The sequence below is a fragment of the Marinobacter profundi genome, assembly GCF_002744715.1.
GTDB lineage: Bacteria > Pseudomonadota > Gammaproteobacteria > Pseudomonadales > Oleiphilaceae > Marinobacter > Marinobacter profundi.
Map to the genome: position 1 here is coordinate 1 of NZ_KZ319382.1, position 18,130 is coordinate 18,130.

The 18,130-nt window shown below is 55.5% G+C and carries 21 protein-coding genes; 7 read left to right on the forward strand and 14 right to left on the reverse strand.

What is annotated here, in order from left to right:
- The 3 genes from CLH61_RS17820 to CLH61_RS17830 form a co-directional block, all read right to left on the reverse strand.
- Positions 1-222, reverse strand: a 222-nt coding sequence (locus CLH61_RS17820; RefSeq protein ID WP_099616070.1) for a type II toxin-antitoxin system RelE/ParE family toxin, incomplete at its 3' end; no start/stop codon positions are given.
- 202 nt (positions 223-424) lie between these two features.
- On the reverse strand, positions 425-955 hold the full coding sequence (locus tag CLH61_RS17825) for a GNAT family N-acetyltransferase (RefSeq protein WP_099616054.1): 531 nt from the start codon (positions 953-955) through the stop codon (positions 425-427).
- Positions 927-1,226: a type II toxin-antitoxin system TacA family antitoxin gene (locus CLH61_RS17830; RefSeq protein ID WP_099616055.1), complete on the reverse strand. Its 300-nt coding sequence runs from the start codon at positions 1,224-1,226 to the stop codon at positions 927-929. The genes CLH61_RS17825 and CLH61_RS17830 overlap by 29 nt, the downstream gene beginning before the upstream one ends.
- A gap of 616 nt (positions 1,227-1,842) precedes the next feature.
- On the opposite strand from CLH61_RS17830, the gene CLH61_RS17835 reads away from it, so the two are divergent.
- From CLH61_RS17835 to CLH61_RS17855, 5 genes are read left to right on the forward strand one after another with little or no spacing between them, the layout of a single operon-like run.
- A complete protein-coding gene (locus CLH61_RS17835) occupies positions 1,843-2,616 on the forward strand; it encodes an ABC transporter ATP-binding protein (RefSeq protein ID WP_099616056.1) in 774 nt (257 codons plus the stop codon).
- Entirely contained in the window at positions 2,606-3,325 is a 720-nt protein-coding gene (locus CLH61_RS17840) for an ABC transporter ATP-binding protein (RefSeq protein WP_099616057.1), read from the forward strand. Before CLH61_RS17835 ends, CLH61_RS17840 begins: the two co-directional genes overlap by 11 nt.
- 54 nt (positions 3,326-3,379) lie before the next feature.
- Entirely contained in the window at positions 3,380-4,600 is a 1,221-nt protein-coding gene (locus CLH61_RS17845; protein WP_099616058.1) for an ABC transporter substrate-binding protein, read from the forward strand.
- A gap of 44 nt (positions 4,601-4,644) precedes the next feature.
- Positions 4,645-5,535 carry a branched-chain amino acid ABC transporter permease gene (locus CLH61_RS17850; RefSeq protein ID WP_170003779.1) on the forward strand — a complete coding sequence of 297 codons (891 nt, stop codon included), beginning with the start codon at positions 4,645-4,647 and terminating at the stop codon, positions 5,533-5,535.
- A 7-nt stretch (positions 5,536-5,542) separates the two neighbouring features.
- Positions 5,543-6,463 carry a branched-chain amino acid ABC transporter permease gene (locus CLH61_RS17855; protein WP_099616060.1) on the forward strand — a complete coding sequence of 307 codons (921 nt, stop codon included), beginning with the start codon at positions 5,543-5,545 and terminating at the stop codon, positions 6,461-6,463.
- A gap of 61 nt (positions 6,464-6,524) precedes the next feature.
- On the opposite strand, the gene CLH61_RS17860 is transcribed toward CLH61_RS17855, so the two are convergent.
- From CLH61_RS17860 to rluF, 4 genes are all read right to left on the reverse strand, one after another.
- Positions 6,525-6,905, reverse strand: a complete 381-nt coding sequence (locus CLH61_RS17860) for a hypothetical protein (RefSeq protein ID WP_099616061.1) — start codon at positions 6,903-6,905, stop codon at positions 6,525-6,527.
- Positions 6,906-7,218: 313 nt separating this feature from the next.
- Positions 7,219-7,791, reverse strand: coding sequence for a gamma-glutamylcyclotransferase (locus CLH61_RS17865; RefSeq protein WP_099616062.1), 573 nt, complete (start codon positions 7,789-7,791; stop codon positions 7,219-7,221).
- A gap of 45 nt (positions 7,792-7,836) precedes the next feature.
- Positions 7,837-8,460 carry a MarC family protein gene (locus CLH61_RS17870; RefSeq protein WP_099616063.1) on the reverse strand — a complete coding sequence of 208 codons (624 nt, stop codon included), beginning with the start codon at positions 8,458-8,460 and terminating at the stop codon, positions 7,837-7,839.
- Positions 8,461-8,571: 111 nt separating this feature from the next.
- Positions 8,572-9,612: a 23S rRNA pseudouridine(2604) synthase RluF gene (gene rluF, locus CLH61_RS17875; RefSeq protein ID WP_099616064.1), complete on the reverse strand. Its 1,041-nt coding sequence runs from the start codon at positions 9,610-9,612 to the stop codon at positions 8,572-8,574.
- A gap of 304 nt (positions 9,613-9,916) precedes the next feature.
- Between rluF and CLH61_RS17880 the strand changes: the two genes are divergently transcribed.
- Positions 9,917-11,428: an acetyl-CoA hydrolase/transferase family protein gene (locus CLH61_RS17880; RefSeq protein WP_099616065.1), complete on the forward strand. Its 1,512-nt coding sequence runs from the start codon at positions 9,917-9,919 to the stop codon at positions 11,426-11,428.
- A 4-nt stretch (positions 11,429-11,432) separates the two neighbouring features.
- Here the strand turns inward: CLH61_RS17880 and CLH61_RS17885 are convergent, their stop codons facing one another.
- The 3 genes from CLH61_RS17885 to CLH61_RS18505 all read right to left on the reverse strand — a co-directional run bounded on the left by CLH61_RS17885 (position 11,433) and on the right by CLH61_RS18505 (position 14,195).
- Positions 11,433-12,575: a sterol desaturase family protein gene (locus tag CLH61_RS17885; RefSeq protein ID WP_099616066.1), complete on the reverse strand. Its 1,143-nt coding sequence runs from the start codon at positions 12,573-12,575 to the stop codon at positions 11,433-11,435.
- A gap of 180 nt (positions 12,576-12,755) precedes the next feature.
- Positions 12,756-13,115, reverse strand: coding sequence for a hypothetical protein (locus CLH61_RS17890; RefSeq protein WP_099616067.1), 360 nt, complete (start codon positions 13,113-13,115; stop codon positions 12,756-12,758).
- 6 nt (positions 13,116-13,121) lie between these two features.
- Complete coding sequence (locus CLH61_RS18505) at positions 13,122-14,195, reverse strand: RHS repeat-associated core domain-containing protein (RefSeq protein WP_211289142.1); 1,074 nt, start codon at positions 14,193-14,195, stop codon at positions 13,122-13,124.
- Positions 14,196-14,208: 13 nt separating this feature from the next.
- On the opposite strand from CLH61_RS18505, the gene CLH61_RS18510 reads away from it, so the two are divergent.
- On the forward strand, positions 14,209-14,391 hold the full coding sequence (locus tag CLH61_RS18510) for a hypothetical protein (protein ID WP_211289143.1): 183 nt from the start codon (positions 14,209-14,211) through the stop codon (positions 14,389-14,391).
- 73 nt (positions 14,392-14,464) lie between these two features.
- On the opposite strand, the gene CLH61_RS17900 is transcribed toward CLH61_RS18510, so the two are convergent.
- The 4 genes from CLH61_RS17900 to CLH61_RS18710 form a co-directional block, all read right to left on the reverse strand.
- Positions 14,465-14,863 carry a hypothetical protein gene (locus CLH61_RS17900; RefSeq protein ID WP_143752179.1) on the reverse strand — a complete coding sequence of 133 codons (399 nt, stop codon included), beginning with the start codon at positions 14,861-14,863 and terminating at the stop codon, positions 14,465-14,467.
- A gap of 9 nt (positions 14,864-14,872) precedes the next feature.
- Positions 14,873-15,658: an RHS repeat-associated core domain-containing protein gene (locus CLH61_RS17905; protein WP_211289144.1), complete on the reverse strand. Its 786-nt coding sequence runs from the start codon at positions 15,656-15,658 to the stop codon at positions 14,873-14,875.
- A gap of 157 nt (positions 15,659-15,815) precedes the next feature.
- Positions 15,816-16,301: a CDI toxin immunity protein gene (locus CLH61_RS18385; RefSeq protein ID WP_143752181.1), complete on the reverse strand. Its 486-nt coding sequence runs from the start codon at positions 16,299-16,301 to the stop codon at positions 15,816-15,818.
- Between the two features lie 16 nt (positions 16,302-16,317).
- Positions 16,318-17,673 carry a polymorphic toxin-type HINT domain-containing protein gene (locus tag CLH61_RS18710; RefSeq protein ID WP_407657605.1) on the reverse strand — a complete coding sequence of 452 codons (1,356 nt, stop codon included), beginning with the start codon at positions 17,671-17,673 and terminating at the stop codon, positions 16,318-16,320.
- Between the last annotated feature and the right edge of the window lie 457 nt (positions 17,674-18,130).

Below are 18,130 nucleotides of genomic sequence, written 5' to 3' on the forward strand. Positions count from 1 at the left end.
AACCCGGAACTGTTTGTTGATTCGAATGCTGTGCTGGCCTTGGCGGTCACCATACAATGGCTCCAACATATTTCCGGGCGGTACTTTCAAGTCATCCAACTGGCTTGCAGCTTGGAGTTGTCGAATCTTCCTTAACGCAACTCGCTCAAAATTGACGAAGCGCCTGACGCGGCGTCCGCTTGCCAACTTCTCGGTGTCCTTACACTTGAACGATATGATCATGGCTCAATAGTGACGCGATGCAACATTAACGTCAAGCGTTATTAACCGGAAGATGAATCTCGAATATTCGCTTTCTGTTTAGGTATTGCCTCGGATGCGGGATGGTCGCAAAACGAACGTTCAGGCGGATAGACCAACACGTCCCCCGGGGAGAAATTCCGCCTCTTTTTTGCAAGATCCGAAGTAACAGGGCAGAACCCGACTACCCTCCACTTGTCTGTGAGAGTTCGACTGCTTCGAGACATTGTTCAAATGGTAGCCAAAGAGCTAGAGAGTCACCCTCGACGCCATCAATAGCAACAAACCCAAACCTTTCGTAGAATCTTTTTGAGTCGTCGTCTTTGGCATCTACCGCACAACCGATACCTCCAACGGATATTGACGCATCAACAACTCGCCTCAGGCACTCGATCAGCAGGTATGCTCCTAATCCATATCCTTTCACAGAGTTATCAACCGCCAGCCGTGCCAGCCGGTAAACCGGCGGATCCGACGGAAACCGCTTTTGCAGGGGGTGTCCCTGGGGGAAGACAAGGGTGCTGGGAAGAAGAGTGTAATAACCCAGGATCTCCGTCGGGTCGTCGTCATCTTCAATCAGTACATAAGTCCGTGTCGCCATCTTCTGGCTGCTTTGCCGGGCAATTTTCTTCAAGAACTCGTTGAGTGCAGGTTTACCGCAGTCAAACTTTCGCCGATTGTGTTTTTTACTGATTTCTTCGGTTCTTAAAGTCACCAGCCAACTTCCTGTGATTGAGTGCAGCTTCCCGAAGCTTTGGGTTAATCGGCTCAGGGTTATCCAGTAGCTCCAGCATAAGATCAGCACTTTGCCGGGAAACCTGAATCTGTAGCGCCTGACGCTCGGCCTCTTGTGCTTCTTTCTTTGCAGCGTAGATCAGGAACTGACTCAAGCTGCGGCCCGTTAACTCTGCTGCATGAGCAATAAGTCTCTGCGTTTCTTCATCGACACGGGCGACCAGGCGAGTGTCTTTACCTTGTGTGTTCATCGTATTCTTCACCGATGGCGGGATAGGCTCGACTGGAGCCCAAGAAAACCCTCTTCCTTGATAAAAAGTGCTTCGACGGACTCAGTCTGTGTATGCCATGTTGGCACACTTAATTGCCTTAATCAATTTGGTGTGCCAATTTGGCACATGCAATTTATAAGATTCTCAGCTGCACATGTTTAAAAACCAACACCAGTTTTAGGAGTTCAATTTTTTGTCTTCAGCTGGATAATACGATTCCAGTTATACTCAAAACTCTCCGTCACTGGCAGGGTTTGCTGGCCGGACGCATCCTCATGAAAGCCCATGTCGAATCGATCATCAGACTACCGCTGGGTTGCCCCATTCTCTCCCTTGTTCTCCCTTAAATTTTGACCCGCCGCATCGGAGTCATGGAATGTCAGCGAAAATCGTCAACAGCGCCATCGTCCCGCTGCTGCTGATTGGCCTGAGGCATCGCCGACTGTCGCCGAAAATGGCCTGACTTGACAGAACCGGGGCCCGGCGTCTTTACTGAATGGGTCTTTCAACTGGCTGTCACGATTGCCTTTTTTGGCAGGGCCAATAATAAGAACGACCGGGCTACGAGCCCGGCAACGACACATGGTGACGTTCCGTGAGCGACAGTACCCAGACCCCGTCCATCATTCTGGAAACCCGAGGCCTTACCAAGGACTTCAAGGGCTTCACGGCCATCAAGGATGTCAATGTCCAGGTCCAGACCGGGCACATCCATGCCTTGATCGGGCCCAATGGTGCCGGCAAGACCACGTTTTTCAACCTGCTGACCAAGTTCCTGACCCCGACGGCGGGCCGAATCTTCTACGACGGCAACGACATTACCCGCCACCGACCGGCCGAGATTGCCCAGCATGGCCTGATCCGATCCTTCCAGATTTCCGCGGTATTCCCGCACCTGTCAGCGCGGGAGAATGTGCGTATCGCCCTGCAGCGCAAACTGGGCGTGTCCTACCACTTCTGGCGGCCCATCCGTGTGCTCGACCAGCTCAACGAGGAAGCCCAGCACCTGTTGGAGCAGGTAGGACTGGGCGAGTTCGCGGACACCAAGGCGGTCGAGCTGGCCTATGGCCGCAAGCGGGCACTGGAAATCGCCACCACCATCGCCCTCAAGCCACGACTGATGCTGCTGGACGAACCCACCCAGGGCATGAGCGCGGAGGATGTCAGCACAGTCACCGACCTGATCCGCCGGGTTGTCGAAGGCCGCACGGTGGTGATGGTGGAGCATAACCTGAACGTGGTCTCCACCCTTGCCGACCGCATCACCGTGCTGAGCCGGGGCGAGGTACTGGCGGAAGGTGACTACGACACCGTGTCGACCAACCCTGCCGTGATGGAAGCCTATATGGGGACCACCGATGCCGCCTGATAACAAACCGGAACTGCTGCGGATTGAGAACCTCCATACCTGGTATGGCGAATCCCACATTCTCCACGGACTTGACCTGGTGCTGCACGAAGGCGAAGTCATCACCCTGCTGGGCCGGAACGGCTCGGGACGCACCACGACACTTAAAGCCATCCTTGGCCTGGTGGGCAAGCGGACCGGTTCCATCCGGCTGCACGGCACCGAGGTCATCGATATGCCCACCCACCGCATTGCCCACATCGGCAAGCTGGGCTATTGCCCGGAGGAACGGGGCATCTTTGCCTCGCTGAATGTCGACGAAAACCTGGAGCTGCCCCCGGTGATTGCCCCCGGTGGCCTGTCCATCGCCGAAATCTACGAGATGTTTCCCAACCTCAAGGAGCGGCGCAAGAGCCAGGGCTCCAAACTGTCCGGCGGCGAACAGCAAATGCTGGCCATTGCCCGCATCCTGCGCACCGGCGCAACCCTGCTGCTGCTGGATGAAATCACCGAAGGCCTTGCACCGGTCATCCTCAAAAAGCTTGACGAGGTGATCCGCAAACTGCGGGAAAAAGGCTTCACCATCATTCTGGTAGAGCAGAACTTCCGGTTTGCTGCGCCACTGGCAGACCGCCACTACATCATTGAGCACGGCCGCGTTGTCGAACAGATCGAGGCGGCCGAGCTTGATAGCAAGCAGGAGCAGTTGAACAGGCACCTCAGTGTCTGATCCGGTTGCGGACCCGTCGGGCCGCACCAAGACAACAACAAGGGGAACAAGACTATGCTCAAGCACTGGATAAAAGGCATCGCAGGTGCCGTCACTCTGGCCGGACTGGCGGTACCGCTGGCCGCCAATGCCGCGCTGTCGGATGACAAGGTAAAGATCGGCGTGCTCAGTGACATGTCGGGGGTCTACAAGGCGCTGGAAGGGCCCGGTGCGGTGATCGCGGCCCAGATGGCCATCGAGGATTTCGGGGGCTCGGTGCTCGGCAAGCCCATCGAGATCATCTCGGCGGACCACCAGAACAAGCCGGATATCGGTGCCAGTACCGCGCGGGAGTGGATTGACGCCGAACAGGTCGACATGATCACCGCCCTCGACAACTCCTCGGTGGCGCTGTCGGTACAGGGCCTGGCCGCCGACAAGAAAATCATCACCCTGAACACCGGTGCCGGCACCACCGCGCTGACCGAGGATCAGTGCTCGCCCTACGGTATCCACTACGTCTACGACACCCATGCATTGCCGGTCGGCACCGCCACCGCGATGGTGCGCAACGGTGGCAAGAAGTGGTTCTTCATCACCGCCGACTATGCGTTTGGCCACTCCCTGCGCGATAACACCGGAGCCGTCGTGAAGAACCTTGGTGGCGAGGTGGTCGGCAACGTCAACGCGCCCCTGTCCACCAACGACTTCTCATCCTACCTGTTGCAGGCCCAGTCTTCCGGAGCGGATGTCATCGGCCTGGCCAACGCCGGCCAGGACACCGTCAATGCCATCAAGCAGGCCAATCAGTTCCGCATCGTGCAAAGTGGCCAGAAGCTGGCCGGTATGCTGGTGTTCATTTCCGATGTGCACAGCATGGGCCTGGACATCGCCCAGGGCCTGCAGTTCACCACTGCCTTCGTGTGGAACCAGGATGACGAAGCCGAGCAGTGGTCACGCCGGTTCTATGAGCGCCACAAGGCCATGCCGACCATGGTCCATGCGGGGGTTTACTCGGCGGTTACCCACTACCTCGAAGCCGTCAAGGCCACCGGTACTGACGACAGTGACACCGTCCGTAAACAGTTGGGTGAAATGGAGCTGAATGACTTCTTCGTGAAGGGTGGCAAGATTGCCCCGAACGGCTCGATGCTCCATGACATGTACCTGGTTGAGGTGAAGAAGCCGGACGAGGCCACCGAAGAGTGGGACCTGCTGAAGGTGGTGTCGAAGATTCCGGCGGACGACGCCTACATCTCCATGGCAGACACCAAGTGTTCACTGGTTAACCAGTAACCGCAACCCATTACCACGGCTTCAGGGGGATAACCAACGTGTCGATGCAGGTCATACTGGCCCAGGCGCTGCTTGGGCTGAATGTGGGTGTGTTTTACGCCATGTTGAGTCTCGGGCTGGCGGTGATCTTCGGCTTGCTGAACATCATCAACTTTGCCCATGGCGCGATGTACATGCTGGGCGCCTTCATCGCCCTGATCGGCTACTCCCTCCTGGAGCAGTGGTTCGGCATCAGCCTGCAGGTCGGCTTCTGGGGTTCGCTGCTGGTGGCGCCCCTGCTGGTCGGCCTGCTGGGCATCCTGATAGAACGGACCATGCTGAAACGACTGGCAGACCTCGACCATATCTACGGCCTGCTGCTGACCTTTGGCATCACCCTCATCCTGCAGGGACTGTTCGCCAACTATTTCAATGTCTCCGGTACGCCCTACCCGGGCCAGCCGGAAAGCCTCAGCGGGGTGGTCAATCTCGGCTTCATGTACTTCCCCACCTACCGTCTGTTCGCCATCGTGTTTTCCCTGGTGGTGTGCTTTGCCACCTGGTACTTCATCGAACATACCAAGCTCGGCTCCCGCCTGCGGGCCGGGGTGGAAAACCCCAACCTGACCCAGGCTTTCGGCCTCAACGTGCCGCTGATGGTCACCCTGACCTTCGGATTCGGCGCCGCCCTGGCCGGTCTGGCGGGCGTGCTTGCCGCACCGATCTACTCGGTGAGCCCGCTGATGGGGGCCGACCTGATCATCGTGGTGTTCGCAGTGGTGGTGATCGGAGGCATGGGCTCGATCATGGGGGCCATCCTGTCCGGCCTGGCACTGGGCCTGATCGAAGGCCTGACCAAAGTATTCTACCCGCCCGCCGCCAGTACGGTGATTTTCTTCCTGATGGTGCTGGTCCTGCTGTTCCGCCCCGCGGGACTGTTCGGTAAGGAGAAGTGAGCCCGCCATGATGAACCGTATCCTGCTTGTGATCATGATCGTCCTCGGGCTGACCGCGCCATTCTTTGCCTACCCAGTCTTCGTCATGGACCTGCTCTGCTTCGCGCTGTTTGCCTGTGCCTTCAACCTGCTGCTGGGCTATGCCGGATTGCTGTCCTTCGGCCACGCGGCATTTTTTGGCGGCGCCGCCTACGTTGCCGGTTACGCGCTCAAGGAATGGGGCTTCCCGCCGCTGCTCGGCATCCTGACCGGAACCGGCTTCGCGCTGCTGCTAGGTACGGTGTTCGGTTACCTCGCCATCCGTCGCCAGGGCATCTACTTCGCCATGGTCACCCTCGCGCTGGCGCAGATCATCTACTTTCTGGCCCTCCAGCTGCCCTTTACCGGCGGCGAGAACGGCCTGCAGCGGATTCCGCGGGGTGAGCTGTTCGGCTTCATCGACCTGAACAACGAACTCGCCATGTACTACCTGGTGCTTGCCATCTTCCTGATCGGCTTTGGCATCATTTACCGCACCATCCATTCGCCCTTCGGCGAGGTACTGCAGGCCATCCGGGAGAATGAGTCACGGGCGCTGTCGCTGGGCTATGACGTCGACCACTTCAAACTGATGGCCTTTGTGATCTCTGCCACCCTGGCCGGCCTCGCCGGCGCGACCAAAGCATTGATCTTCCAGTTCGCCGCGCTGACCAACGCCCACTGGCAGACCTCCGGCGAGGTCATCCTGATGACCCTGGTCGGTGGCCTGGGCACCGTGTTCGGCCCCGTGGTCGGTGCCATTACCGTGGCCTCGCTGAGTCATGAATTGAGTTCGTTCGGCTCCTGGGTGCAGGTAATCCTCGGGGTGATCTTCGTGTTCTGTGTGATGGTGTTCCGCCGCGGCATCATCGGCGAGCTGCAGCACCGGCTGAGTCGCCGCAAGGGCTGACCACATTTATCAGAGCCAAAAAAACCGGGCCCCTGAGGCCCGGTTTTTTATGGCTGCCCGCTCAGCGGCGGTTCATTTCGATCAGCTCCCGGGTGTTGTGAACAATATTGGCGACCCGGTGCTCGACACTGTGGCCGTCGTAATGGCCGTGGCGGTAGCGGTCATGGCGATAGCCGTCACGACGTCCGTACTTCCAGTCATCATGGTAATGCCGGTCCCGGTAGCCTTTGTGCTTGTGCTTGTGTTTATGCTTGTGACCGTGGCGGCGGTCATGGTACTTCGAGTAATGCCGCTCACGTTCCCAGCGGCCATGGTCATGATGATCACGGCCCATCTGCTTGTGGATGCCCGGCGGCAGATTACGGTGGTAAGAGTCCGCCATGGCGGGCCCTGCCATCATCAGAAAACCGGCAATCAGACTGCCAATCAGTATCCGTTTCATGGTTCTTCTCCTACTCTGTTCCTGATCGTTGATTCAGGCTGTTTGGCGTTCACCCGGTTCCCAGTGATTGACGAATCCGGGCGGTACCTGCTCCAAGGTTATCGAACCCGAGGCAAAAGTCAGGCGTCAGGAGGCGGTTTTGCAATTACTTTACGTTGACTGACTTTCTCCATGGATTTTTTGACACAATTCCATCTATTTGTTTTGAAAGTGGTTTATCTGGGAAGGCGATGGACAACTTGAACGAAGACAGCGGTCTGGGGTTACCAGATTGTAAAGGGCGGATCACCGCTTTTCCGGCACGTCGGAAGCTTCAGTCGACTGCCGGATTGCGCAGCAGGGTCTCGAGGGCAAAGACATGGGAGTCATGGTCACCGAGATCACGCAATGACTCGGCCAGCCGCAGCAGGTATTCGGCATTGGGGCCACTGGGGCCGCAGGCCCCGGCAATCTGACGGGCAATGTCAGCCTCATCGGCAGGCCCCAGGAACGCGTCGTTGTCAGGGGTTGCGATGTAAACCAGACCTTCTGCGTGGCCGCTGCCATCGGTGAAGGTCATGGTGGTGGTGAAGCGCAGGTAGCCGTTCTTCTCCCGCACATCCAGGTGCTGGAAGACTTCCGGTGACACCCGGTAGGCTATTCCGCGACAGCGGGCATCCGGCTGGTCGATCAGCGTGACTACGCGACCGGGCGCCTCCGCAGTCCCCCGGTGGTCATGGGAGCCCTGCCAGAACCGTCGGGCCCAGCCTTCAATCTGCGCCGGTCGTTGTTCCAGGAAGGGAAAATCCACCTTGTAGATCAGCGAGCCATAACCGAACAGCCAGACTGAAGACAAGCCTTCAAAGCTCTGGCGCGACCGGTTGTGCTCAATGGTGTTTGCAGACATAACTACCCGGAATGACAAACTCTGGAACTGAAAGTGCCGCCTGCTTCAGGTCGCGGCAATGAAACCTGCAATCCCCGTCAGCACGATTTCCGCCGCCATCGCCGACAGGATCAGACCGCTGATCTTGGACATGATGTTCAGCCCGGTCTTGCCCAGCGCTTTTTCCAGATAGCCGGACAAGCGCAGCAGTACCGCCAGGATCAGCAGGCCAGACACCAGCCCGAGCAGGCCGCCGGCGACGTCCGGTAACGCCTTGAGTTCGGCACCATAAACCATGATGGCACCGATGGTGGCCGGTCCGATCATCACCGGAATGGCCAGCGGAACCACCGCAATGTCGTCGCGGTCTTCCTCGGGCAGCCCGGTGGCGTGGTTGCGGGTGCCGCTGGTCACCAGACTGATGGCGGTGAGGAACAGCAGGCTGCCGGCGCCGATGCGGAACGAATTCAGCGTGATACCGATGGCATTGAACAACAGCGGGCCGGCAAAAAACAACACAACGCCGAGAATGAACGCCGACACGCAGGCCCGGCGAATGATCGATGCCTTCTCGCTGGCCGGCAGGCCACGGGTCAACGCCAGGAACATGGTCACCACAAAGAACGGCGCAAGCAGAAACAGAAAACGGATGGTACTGCTGATGTAGGTGGTGAAAAACGTCTCGAGCATTCAGGCAAAATCCGGCAAAGGGTTAAAGCCGGTAAGCATAGCCGCTCCCGGCTGGTTCTGCCGTAAGGAAGAGGACCTATTTGCCCCGAAAACAAGCGCCTGCAGCGAAGGCTAGCGCTTGCTGGAAGGCTTTCTCGGTTTGGCCGGACGGCCCTTCGGACCGGCACTGCGTCCGCCGGCTTTCGGGTTACCGGTAGGCTTACCCGCAGGCCGGCCCGGCCCCTTGCTCCCGCCCTTGCCAGGTCCCTTACCCGCTCCGTTACCCGATCCCCTGGCAGGTGCTTTCCCGGCGCCCTTGCCACCTCGTCCGGTCGCCGGTTTGCCGGCCGGCTTTGTCCCTGCCCGTGCCGGTTTAGCGGAAACACCCTGCCGCGGACCCTTTGGCTTTGCGGACTTGCGGGGCTCACTGCGGGCACCCGCCGCGGCCTCCGATGAGGAGTCACGGATAGCATCAAACAGCGTCGCCAATTCCTGCCCGGTCAGGTCACGCCACGCGCCAACCGGTAACCCGCGAAGACTGACATTCATGATCCGCACCCGCTCCAGCCTGGTCACCTCGTAGCCGAAATACTCGGCCATCCGCCTGATCTGACGGTTCAGCCCCTGCACCAGGGTGATGCGGAAAACAAAGCGGGACACCTGCTCCACCTTGCATGGCTTGGTGACGGTGCCGAGAATGGGCACCCCGCTACTCATCCCGTCGACAAACTCCCGCGTCACCGGTTTGTCCACGGTCACCAGATATTCCTTTTCATGGTTGTTACCGGCCCGCAGGATCTTGTTGACCAGGTCACCATTACTGGTGAGGAAGATCAGCCCCTGGGAATCCTTGTCGAGGCGACCGATGGGGAATATCCGCTCACTGTGGCCGACAAAACGGACAATGTTGTCCTTCTCCGCACTGTCGGTGGTACTCACCACACCCACCGGTTTGTTGAGGACAATGAAGATCAGATCCTCTTCATCCCGCGGCTCCACTACCTGGCCGTTCACCTTGACGGTATCGCCCGGCAACACCTGGTCGCCCACCTGAGCACGCCGGCCGTTGATGAAGACATTACCCTGCTCGATGTAGCGATCGGCCTCCCGCCGGGAACACATCCCGCTCTCGCTGATGTATTTGTTCAAACGGGTGGATGTCCTGGTGACCATGAAGCCCTGCCGGTTGCGGATGATGGGTGAATGACGAACAGCGAGTTCAGCGCAATCCGGGCATCATCCCATCGGGATGCAGTTACGGCAACCGCCGGCCACGGCAGTAAGCCCCGGGCTACCTGAGTAATATCTGGAATTTATACGACACCTAGACTAAAGGATTAGGTAGTTACACTACCCCAATTACGCATAACTTCTCATTTCGCTGCTAGAATACCGCCCCTTTCGACTCGCCCCGACAACAGCCATGCCACACAGGCCAGCCGTGCAGGGCAGCTAACCGCAAATCAAGAGGTGGATCATGTCGACCGCATCCCGCATTCGTTGCCCGCAACTCCGCAAACGCATCATGAGCGCCCACGACGCCGCCGCACTGATCCCCTCCGGCGTCAACGTAGGCATGAGTGGCTTCACCGGTGCGGGTTACCCGAAGGCGGTGCCCCAGGCCCTGGCGGACCACATCCGCGCCGCCCGGGCCCGGGATGAACGGTTCCGGATCAGCGTCTGGACCGGCGCATCCACCGCACCGGAACTGGACGGCGCACTGGCAGAAGTCGACGGTATCGAGCTGCGCCTGCCCTACCAGTCCGACCCCACCTGTCGCCAGCGGATCAACGATGGCCAGATGGAATACATCGACATTCATCTTTCCCACGTCGCCCAGTACGCCTGGTCCGGATTCTTCGGCAAGCTGGATATCGCGGTGGTGGAAGTGGCCGGCGTGCTGGAAGACGGCCGGCTGATCCCCTCGTCCTCCATCGGCAACAACAAAACCTGGATCGACCAGGCCGACAAGGTGATCCTGGAAGTGAACAGCGGCCAGAGTGCCGGCCTCGAAGGCATGCATGACATCTACTACGGCACCGCCCTGCCGCCCCGCCGCAAACCGATCCAGATGACCGCAGCGGACGACCGCATTGGTGAACAGTATCTGATCTGCCCTCCGGAGAAAGTGATTGCGGTGGTGGAAACCGACGCGCCGGACCGCAATTCCCGCTTCAGCGAGCCGGATGACACCTCCAAGCAGATTGCCCGGCACCTGCTGCACTTCTTCGAGATGGAAGTGGAGAAGAAGCGTCTACCTCAGAACCTGCTGCCGCTGCAGTCGGGCGTCGGCAACATTGCCAATGCGGTGATGGCCGGCCTCAACGAAGGCCCCTTCGAGAACCTCACCGCCTACACCGAGGTCCTGCAGGACGGCATGCTGGCGATGCTGAAATCCGGCAAACTCAGCAAGGCCTCCGCCACCGCCTTTTCCCTGAGCCCGGAGGCCAACCAGGAGCTCAGCGACAACATCGATTTCTACCGCGAGCGGATCATCCTGCGGACCCAGGAAATCAGCAACCACCCGGAAGTGATTCGTCGCCTCGGCATCATCGCGATGAACGGCATGATCGAGGCGGACATCTACGGCAACGTCAACTCCACCCACGTGATGGGCAGCCGCATCATGAATGGCATCGGTGGCTCCGGTGACTTTGCCCGCAACGGCTACCTGTCCGTGTTCATGACCCCGTCCACCGCCAAGAACGGTGCTATCTCCGCCATCGTCCCCATGGTGTCCCACGTCGATCATACCGAGCACGACGTACAGATCGTGGTGACCGAACAGGGCCTGGCCGACCTGCGCGGCCTGGCACCCCGCCAGCGCGCCCGCCGGATTATCGAAAACTGCGCCCACCCCGACTTCCGCCCGAAACTGCTGGATTACTTCGAGCGTGCCTGCGCCAGCGGCCGCGGCATGCACACCCCCCACCTGTTGGGCGAAGCCCTGAGCTGGCATCAGCGGTTTGAGGAAAGCGGGCAGATGTGACGGCTCAGTCGCGGCGGAATGGATAGAACAACTGGCCGAGATAGGAGCCTGGCAGCTTCTTCGTGGTGCCGTATTCCGCCGGCCATAACCCTTTCGGGAAGTGGTAAGTGCCGAAGAGCCGGTCAAAGAGCACCGTGTGGGCCGAGTAATTGGTGTCGATGGCCGGTTTTTCCGAGCTGTGGTGCCAGTGATGAAACTGCGGCGTCACCAGCAGGTACTTGAACGGCCCCCACGCGATGTTGAGATTGCTGTGGATGACAATGGCCTGCAACGCGGCGAAGGTCACGTAGAGATCCAGTGCCGCCTTGCTGGCGCCGATGAGGTAAAGAGCCAGCATCACCAGTCCCCGCTCCACGAAAATCTGCAGCACATGAGCCCGCGAACCCGCCAGCCAGTCCATGGTTTCCACCGAATGGTGAACGGCGTGGAACGGCCACAGCCGCCTTACCTCATGGAACACCCGGTGCTCCCAATAAAGCACAAGATCGGCCACCAGAATCAGCAACATCACCTGCAGCCACAAGGGCATGCCCTGGATGAAGGCCTGCAGGCTGCCACTGGCAACCCACTCAAACCGGGTCACCAGGAAGTTACCAAACAGCAGTACCGCCGAAATCAACAGATGATTCAGGCAGAAGTAAAAGAAGTCCAGCCCCCACTGATCACGCAGAATCACCTGTTCCCGGTACTTCGGAAACAGCTTTTCGAGCGTGGTGAACACAAGGGTAGAGCCGAGAAACGCAAGAATCAGCCAGTCCACCCCCAGTGACAGGGGCTTGGGCTCCACCGGGCCAACCGGCACAGTGTACCCACCCAGTGCAAACGCCAGCAGTGTCATCCCGATACCTGCCGCGCCCAACCGTTTGCGACGGTCAAGCACAAAAGTCGTGACCCCGAAAAACAGCGAAAACCACATGCCGTATTTCAGTATGTCCTGAAGGGCCCGCGCATCATAGACCGCCCGCAGGTCGGTGGTGGTCAGGTAGGAAGGAAACAGATACGCCAGCACCGCCGCAAGGCTCAAACCGCCCAGAAAGACGGAAAAATAACCGGGAATCCGCCCGTTGCGGAATCGCAACTCCTTATCAGGCCGCGGCTCAACGACTCGCTCGCGATATTGGTAACCTGTGTTGTTGTCTGTGTTCATGCGTTCCCTGCAAAAGTTCTGAGGTTATCGGTATGCGCTTGGCATCTAGAGGATGACCATTATCCCGCTTTCCGGGCCTGGGAATCGTGGTTGAAGTAATGTTTTTGAAAGTTTGGCGTTAAATATCGGATCAGAATACTAATCTAATGAAATCCCCTTTTTCCTTGCGACGTTGATTACTTAGTCATAATCTTCCGGTATGCAGTCTTCAACAAGGAAAACCGATTCGATACTGGCGACTTCAAATCTGTTTGTATCGTGCATGTACGCGTAGAGATCCCACCCCTCCATTTCAAGTTTCAAGCGCAAGCTATGCCGAAGCCCTCCGATAGCACCTAGCAATGCTGAGAAACCAGAATATGCTCGATAAGTATGAACATACTCAAATAATCCAGTGATTTTAAAACTACAACTCCACTCGCTGTAGCTTTTCTTCTGTTTGACGATTTTTGGAAAACCCAAAAAAATATGAGTTTCACTGGCTAATTCTTCGCTAATCCCGCACTTCACAATTTCTTCGACAAGCCAAGTATCTGACATACATTTTCACCTTTCTGGTATCCACGCAGAAACAGGTATGGACGGTGAGGCAATAACCAAGAATGCCTTTCTGTTCTCAAACTTGAAACTTCGATACAACCATTGAGAAAGCGCTCCCACAGAACGATTTTGGGATCTTGGAACCGGCCTTAATGATACGAATGGAGATACACTTCCGCCCTGATATGTTGAAAACATTGGATACTCATCACAATCCAAAAGCCGATGGTTTGAACCATAAATATTGGCCCACCGATTACGAGACGCGCGCGAACATTCAGGCCGGTTTCGATACCAATTTCGTTGTGATGGAGAAGCAAATCTAGCTGAAGCCTTGTAATTTAACGTCAGTGTTCCTCCGATAACATTCGAGCCACCCCCCGTCTGAGAGTCCAAAATATGCTGAGCTACTGCACCATTATCAGCACCGACAACCAGCATCGGTATGCCTAGTTTACATTTGTCTTCTTTTCGCAAGCATTGCCTTGCTGTTTTAATGGCTAATTTACCGGTGGAACGAACATGTTGAATAGCTCCACGGACCGCTTTTCTGACAGCAAACCGAAGCGCACTGCTACCCACGGCCCTCGACCCCAGCTGAACCGCTCCGTTCATTCCGACGCTAAGACTACTCAGTGAAAAAAACCCTGTTGGATCGGTGTTGGTTACCGGATCCGCGTTCGCATACAGGTATTTGTTCAGCGTTATAGGATCCTGACTTTTCCCCATCCAGGTATCCTGCTGGGTGAACCGCCCAACTCCCTGATCGTAATACCGCGCTCGCAGATAGTACTGATCCAGGCTTGAGTCCAACTGCTCCCCGGTATACCGATAGGCATTCTCGGTATCGCCGGAGCTGTTCAGCAATAACCCAAACGCATCGTAGTCGTAGCTGTCTGTTAAAGAGCCGCTCGCATCCGCCAGTGCCCGGGTGGAGCCGTGGCCGTCATAGAGGTAGTAAGACGGTGTTCCGGCAAGGGTCTGCGACACCCGGTCATCGCCGTAAGTGTAGCTCTCCTCGGTGGTGCCGTTCGTCACCTCCGCCAGCAGCTGGGTGTAGTCCCGGTTGCTGTCCACCACGTAGTGGGTGGTGATGCCGTTCTCCGTCTTCGGCCTCGGTCAGGGTGTTGCCGTTGGCGTCGTAGCTGCAGGCGGTGTGCACCCCGTTGAAAATGCTGTAGGTGCGGTTGCCCACCTTGTCGAACTGGTACTCGGCGCTGTGGTTGCCGTTAACCGGGTCGGTGATGGTCTCACTGGTCAGGTGGCACTGCGATAGAGAGCGCCAAACACTTGAGATTCTGTAAGGGCGACGCCTTAAGTTCAACCTATACTAGCGGTCCATGTATAGTCTAACCGTTTTCTCTAAGACTCCAGTACGGATCAACGAACTCACCCTCAGACATCTCTATATCCTGCTCAAACTCCGCAAGATTTATAGCTCTATGACTATCAATGATTTGTTGCAACAACACTTTTTCTAGTCCAAAGCAATATACGACCTTTGCCGCAATTTCTGGATCATGATTCTCGATTTCAATATACGTCTTAACCCAGTTCCTTGCTGCGAGTCTAATAGACTCTGACGGAAGATTAAATGCATGCCATTGTTTATCACAAAGTATATCCATCTTCTCGATGGTCGCTCGCGAAAATACCCCGGAGTCTTCCTTCAGAAATTTCAAGAATATCTCTTCAACCTCCTTGGCAGTCATTCCATCTGGCAAATCTTGATATTCTTGCAGGTTCACAATTCACTCCTAGAAAATATCAATCGGTATATGCGTCTCATTACTAGGCCTAGAATAGAGTTTTCCATCGGCACCTAGAAGCTTTCGACCTATCTTTATTTGAGCCGTCCAAATGCTACCCGAATTAGAGTCAGGAAACTTTTTGGCCGCCGCCAAGTCAGGCGCATGCCATTTAAACTCAACCGTCGTCTCTCCGATTTTGAACTGGTATTTATATCCAGAAGCAATGTTGGCACTTGGTTTAAATGAATTCTTTGATCCTCCGGGGATGAATCTTCTAAGCACAACCTCACTTGTTCGTCCAGAAGTGAGGATTAACTTACCAAGATTTCCAGACTTCGCCGCAGCTTCCAATGCTTTTCCTGCCCGAATCGCAGCGGCTCCTTTCAGCACTTTTCCTACGGCGGGACCCGATAGAAGTATAATTGCCGTCCAGCCCACATTTTCGGCACTGACTTCCTTGTTACCACTTGCATAACCATATAATTCGAACCCGGTTCCAACAACACTGGCCGTAGTCAGAACCGCATTAATACTCTGAGCAACTGATATCGAACCTAAACTGAACTTTCCAGTGGGATCGGTGTACGTAACCGGGTCCGCATTCCCATACAGATATTTATGCAAAGTAATGGGATTACTATTGTGCCCCATCCACGTATCAATCTGCGTAAACCGGCCACTGCTCTGGTCGTAATATCGCGCCCGCAGATAGTACTGATCCAGGCTCGGGTCCAACTGCTCCCCGGTATACCGATAAGCATTTTCGGTATCGCCAGAGCTGTTCAGCAACACCCAAAACGCGTCGTAGTCGTAGCTGTCCGTTAAAGAGCCGCTCGCATCCGCCAGGGCCCGGGTGGAGCCGTTGGGCGTCGCACAAATAGTACGACGGAGTCCAGTGCGGGGCAGCGATACCAAGTCATCGTTTTGCCGCTAGAGTGAAATTAGTGCTTCAAGTCCATACAATCCCTATAAATCCATCATGGTGACACTCAATACACCATTTATTTTCCTCACACACAATCCATGTATCAAAGTCTTGGTCAAACATTGCCTGGGCAATACCAGCAATATCATTTAAAAACATTACAATTGCTGGCCTCTCTTCATTACTCCAAATTACAGTAACCAAACAATTATCTAGGTCGGTATCATCAATCAACTTTTTTAACAATTTAGGCAATTGCTCTGATGAACTCCAACTGTATTTTTGTTTTTTTTCCACCTGCTCCCAATTTAGCCCACCCCAATTATTGACAGGAAATCTTTCACAAACCCAATCCCAAGCTCTGTTGGAATATACCACATCATAGTCTATTGATTTTGAATCCAAAATCTCAATAAAGTCAGAAATGAGTTCTAGACGAGAACGATCTTTAGCAAGAAATTTTAGCTTTTCTCGTTTTTTCTCTAACTGAATGCGGCGATTTTCATCCATAAGACTCACTTCCAAGCTAATTAATCAACTTAAGCAATTTCTCAAAATCTATCTCAGACCCTGGAAACTCTATAGAATGATTCACAATCATGTCGTTCCCTTTTCCAACCTTAACATTTATATGTGGCCCCTTTGTCGGGTCATAATCGAGCCGGAACTGCTTCCAGACGCCATCAACTTTCGTTTCAAAGCCCACAACCTTCCCATGTCCCTTACTGCCAGACAAACGACCCAAGATATTCCTACGGAACGCCTGATCTATAGGTCCTAGCAATTGAAGTGCTTTGTTTCTAGCAGCTTCATACGAATGCACAGGGACACGCACTTCTTTTAGTCGACATGATGAGTTATGACTAAGAACACCTGACCGACCTACATAATAGGTATGGTCAGCGATGACAGTTAAATTATATACAACTAAATTTTCAGTTTTACTCGACAGCGCCAAAATACTCAGGATTCCGCCATCTATGCCAAGTAGCGCTTGATTTTTAGTTAATTCACCAGCATTAACCCATTCACCCTGAGTGGGTATATAGAATGGATGACCTACTGTTGCCTTGATTACTTCACCGTTTGACAAAGTGATATCTACAATCTTTTTTTCGCCCTCACCGACGATTAGGTGCACCACCTCCTGCAACTTCGAGATTCCAGTTTCTTCATTGTAGGCCCACACCCTATCGCCTATCTTGACATCTGCTATGGGGACTAACCCATTTTCTGTGGAAACTAAGGTTTCTCCGTCAAAGCTATTCTTACCACATATTTTTGTGATTAACTTTGAGGACAGCTTCGTAGGGAGCCTGCTTAGAATTATTGATGTCCCTAAACTCATCGGATCGAAGGCTTCTTCCCCTGAAGAAATTCGGAACACTGAATCAACCAATGAATAGGCGTTATACGCCCTCATCGCCAGGTTACCCATCACATTAATACCTGACATCACAGATCCAAGACTAAAGTTCCCTGTAGGATCGATATGTGCCACTGGATCTGCATTTGCATAAAGGTATTTGTGCAATGTAACTGGATCATGGTTTAGTCCCATCCATGTATCCATCTGCGTAAACCGACCACTATTCTGATCGTAATACCGCGCCCGCAAATAATACTGGTCCAGGTTCTGGTCCAACTGCTCCCCGGTATACCGATAAGCATTCTCGGTATCGCCAGAGCTGTTCAGCAACACCCCAAACGCATCGTAGTCGTAGCTGTCTGTTAAAGAGCCGCTCGCATCCGCCAGTGCCCGCGTCGAGCCGTGGCCGTCATAGAGGTAGTAAGACGGTGTTCCGGCACGGGTCTGCGACACCAGGTCATCGCCGTAAGTGTAGCTCACCTCGGTGGTGCCGTTGGTCACCTCCGCCAGCACCTGGGCGTAGTCCNTGGGTACGGATACCATCGGCGTTGTAGCCGTAACTCGCGCTCAGACCCGGTTTTTCCACTTCGATAAGCTTGTTGCGGGCATCGTAGTGGTAGCGGGTTACCTGGCCGTCTTCGGTTTCAGTCAGGGTGTTGCCGTTGGCGTCGTAGCTGTAGCTAACGCTGCCCTGCTGGGTGAGGCGGTCGTTGTGGTCGTAGCTGTAGGCGGTGTGCACCCCGTTGATGATGCTGTAGGTGCGGTTGCCCACCTTGTCGAACTGGTACTCGGCGCTGTGGTTGCCGTTGACCGGGTCGGTGATGGTTTCGCCAGTCAGGCGGTACAGCTCGTCGTAGCTGTAGCTGGTGGTGCGGCCGTTATGGGCCTCCTGCACCTGGGTGCGGCGACCGGTGGCATCCAGGGTGTAGGCATAGTCCGCCACAATCTGGTCCGCCGCATTCGTGGTGGT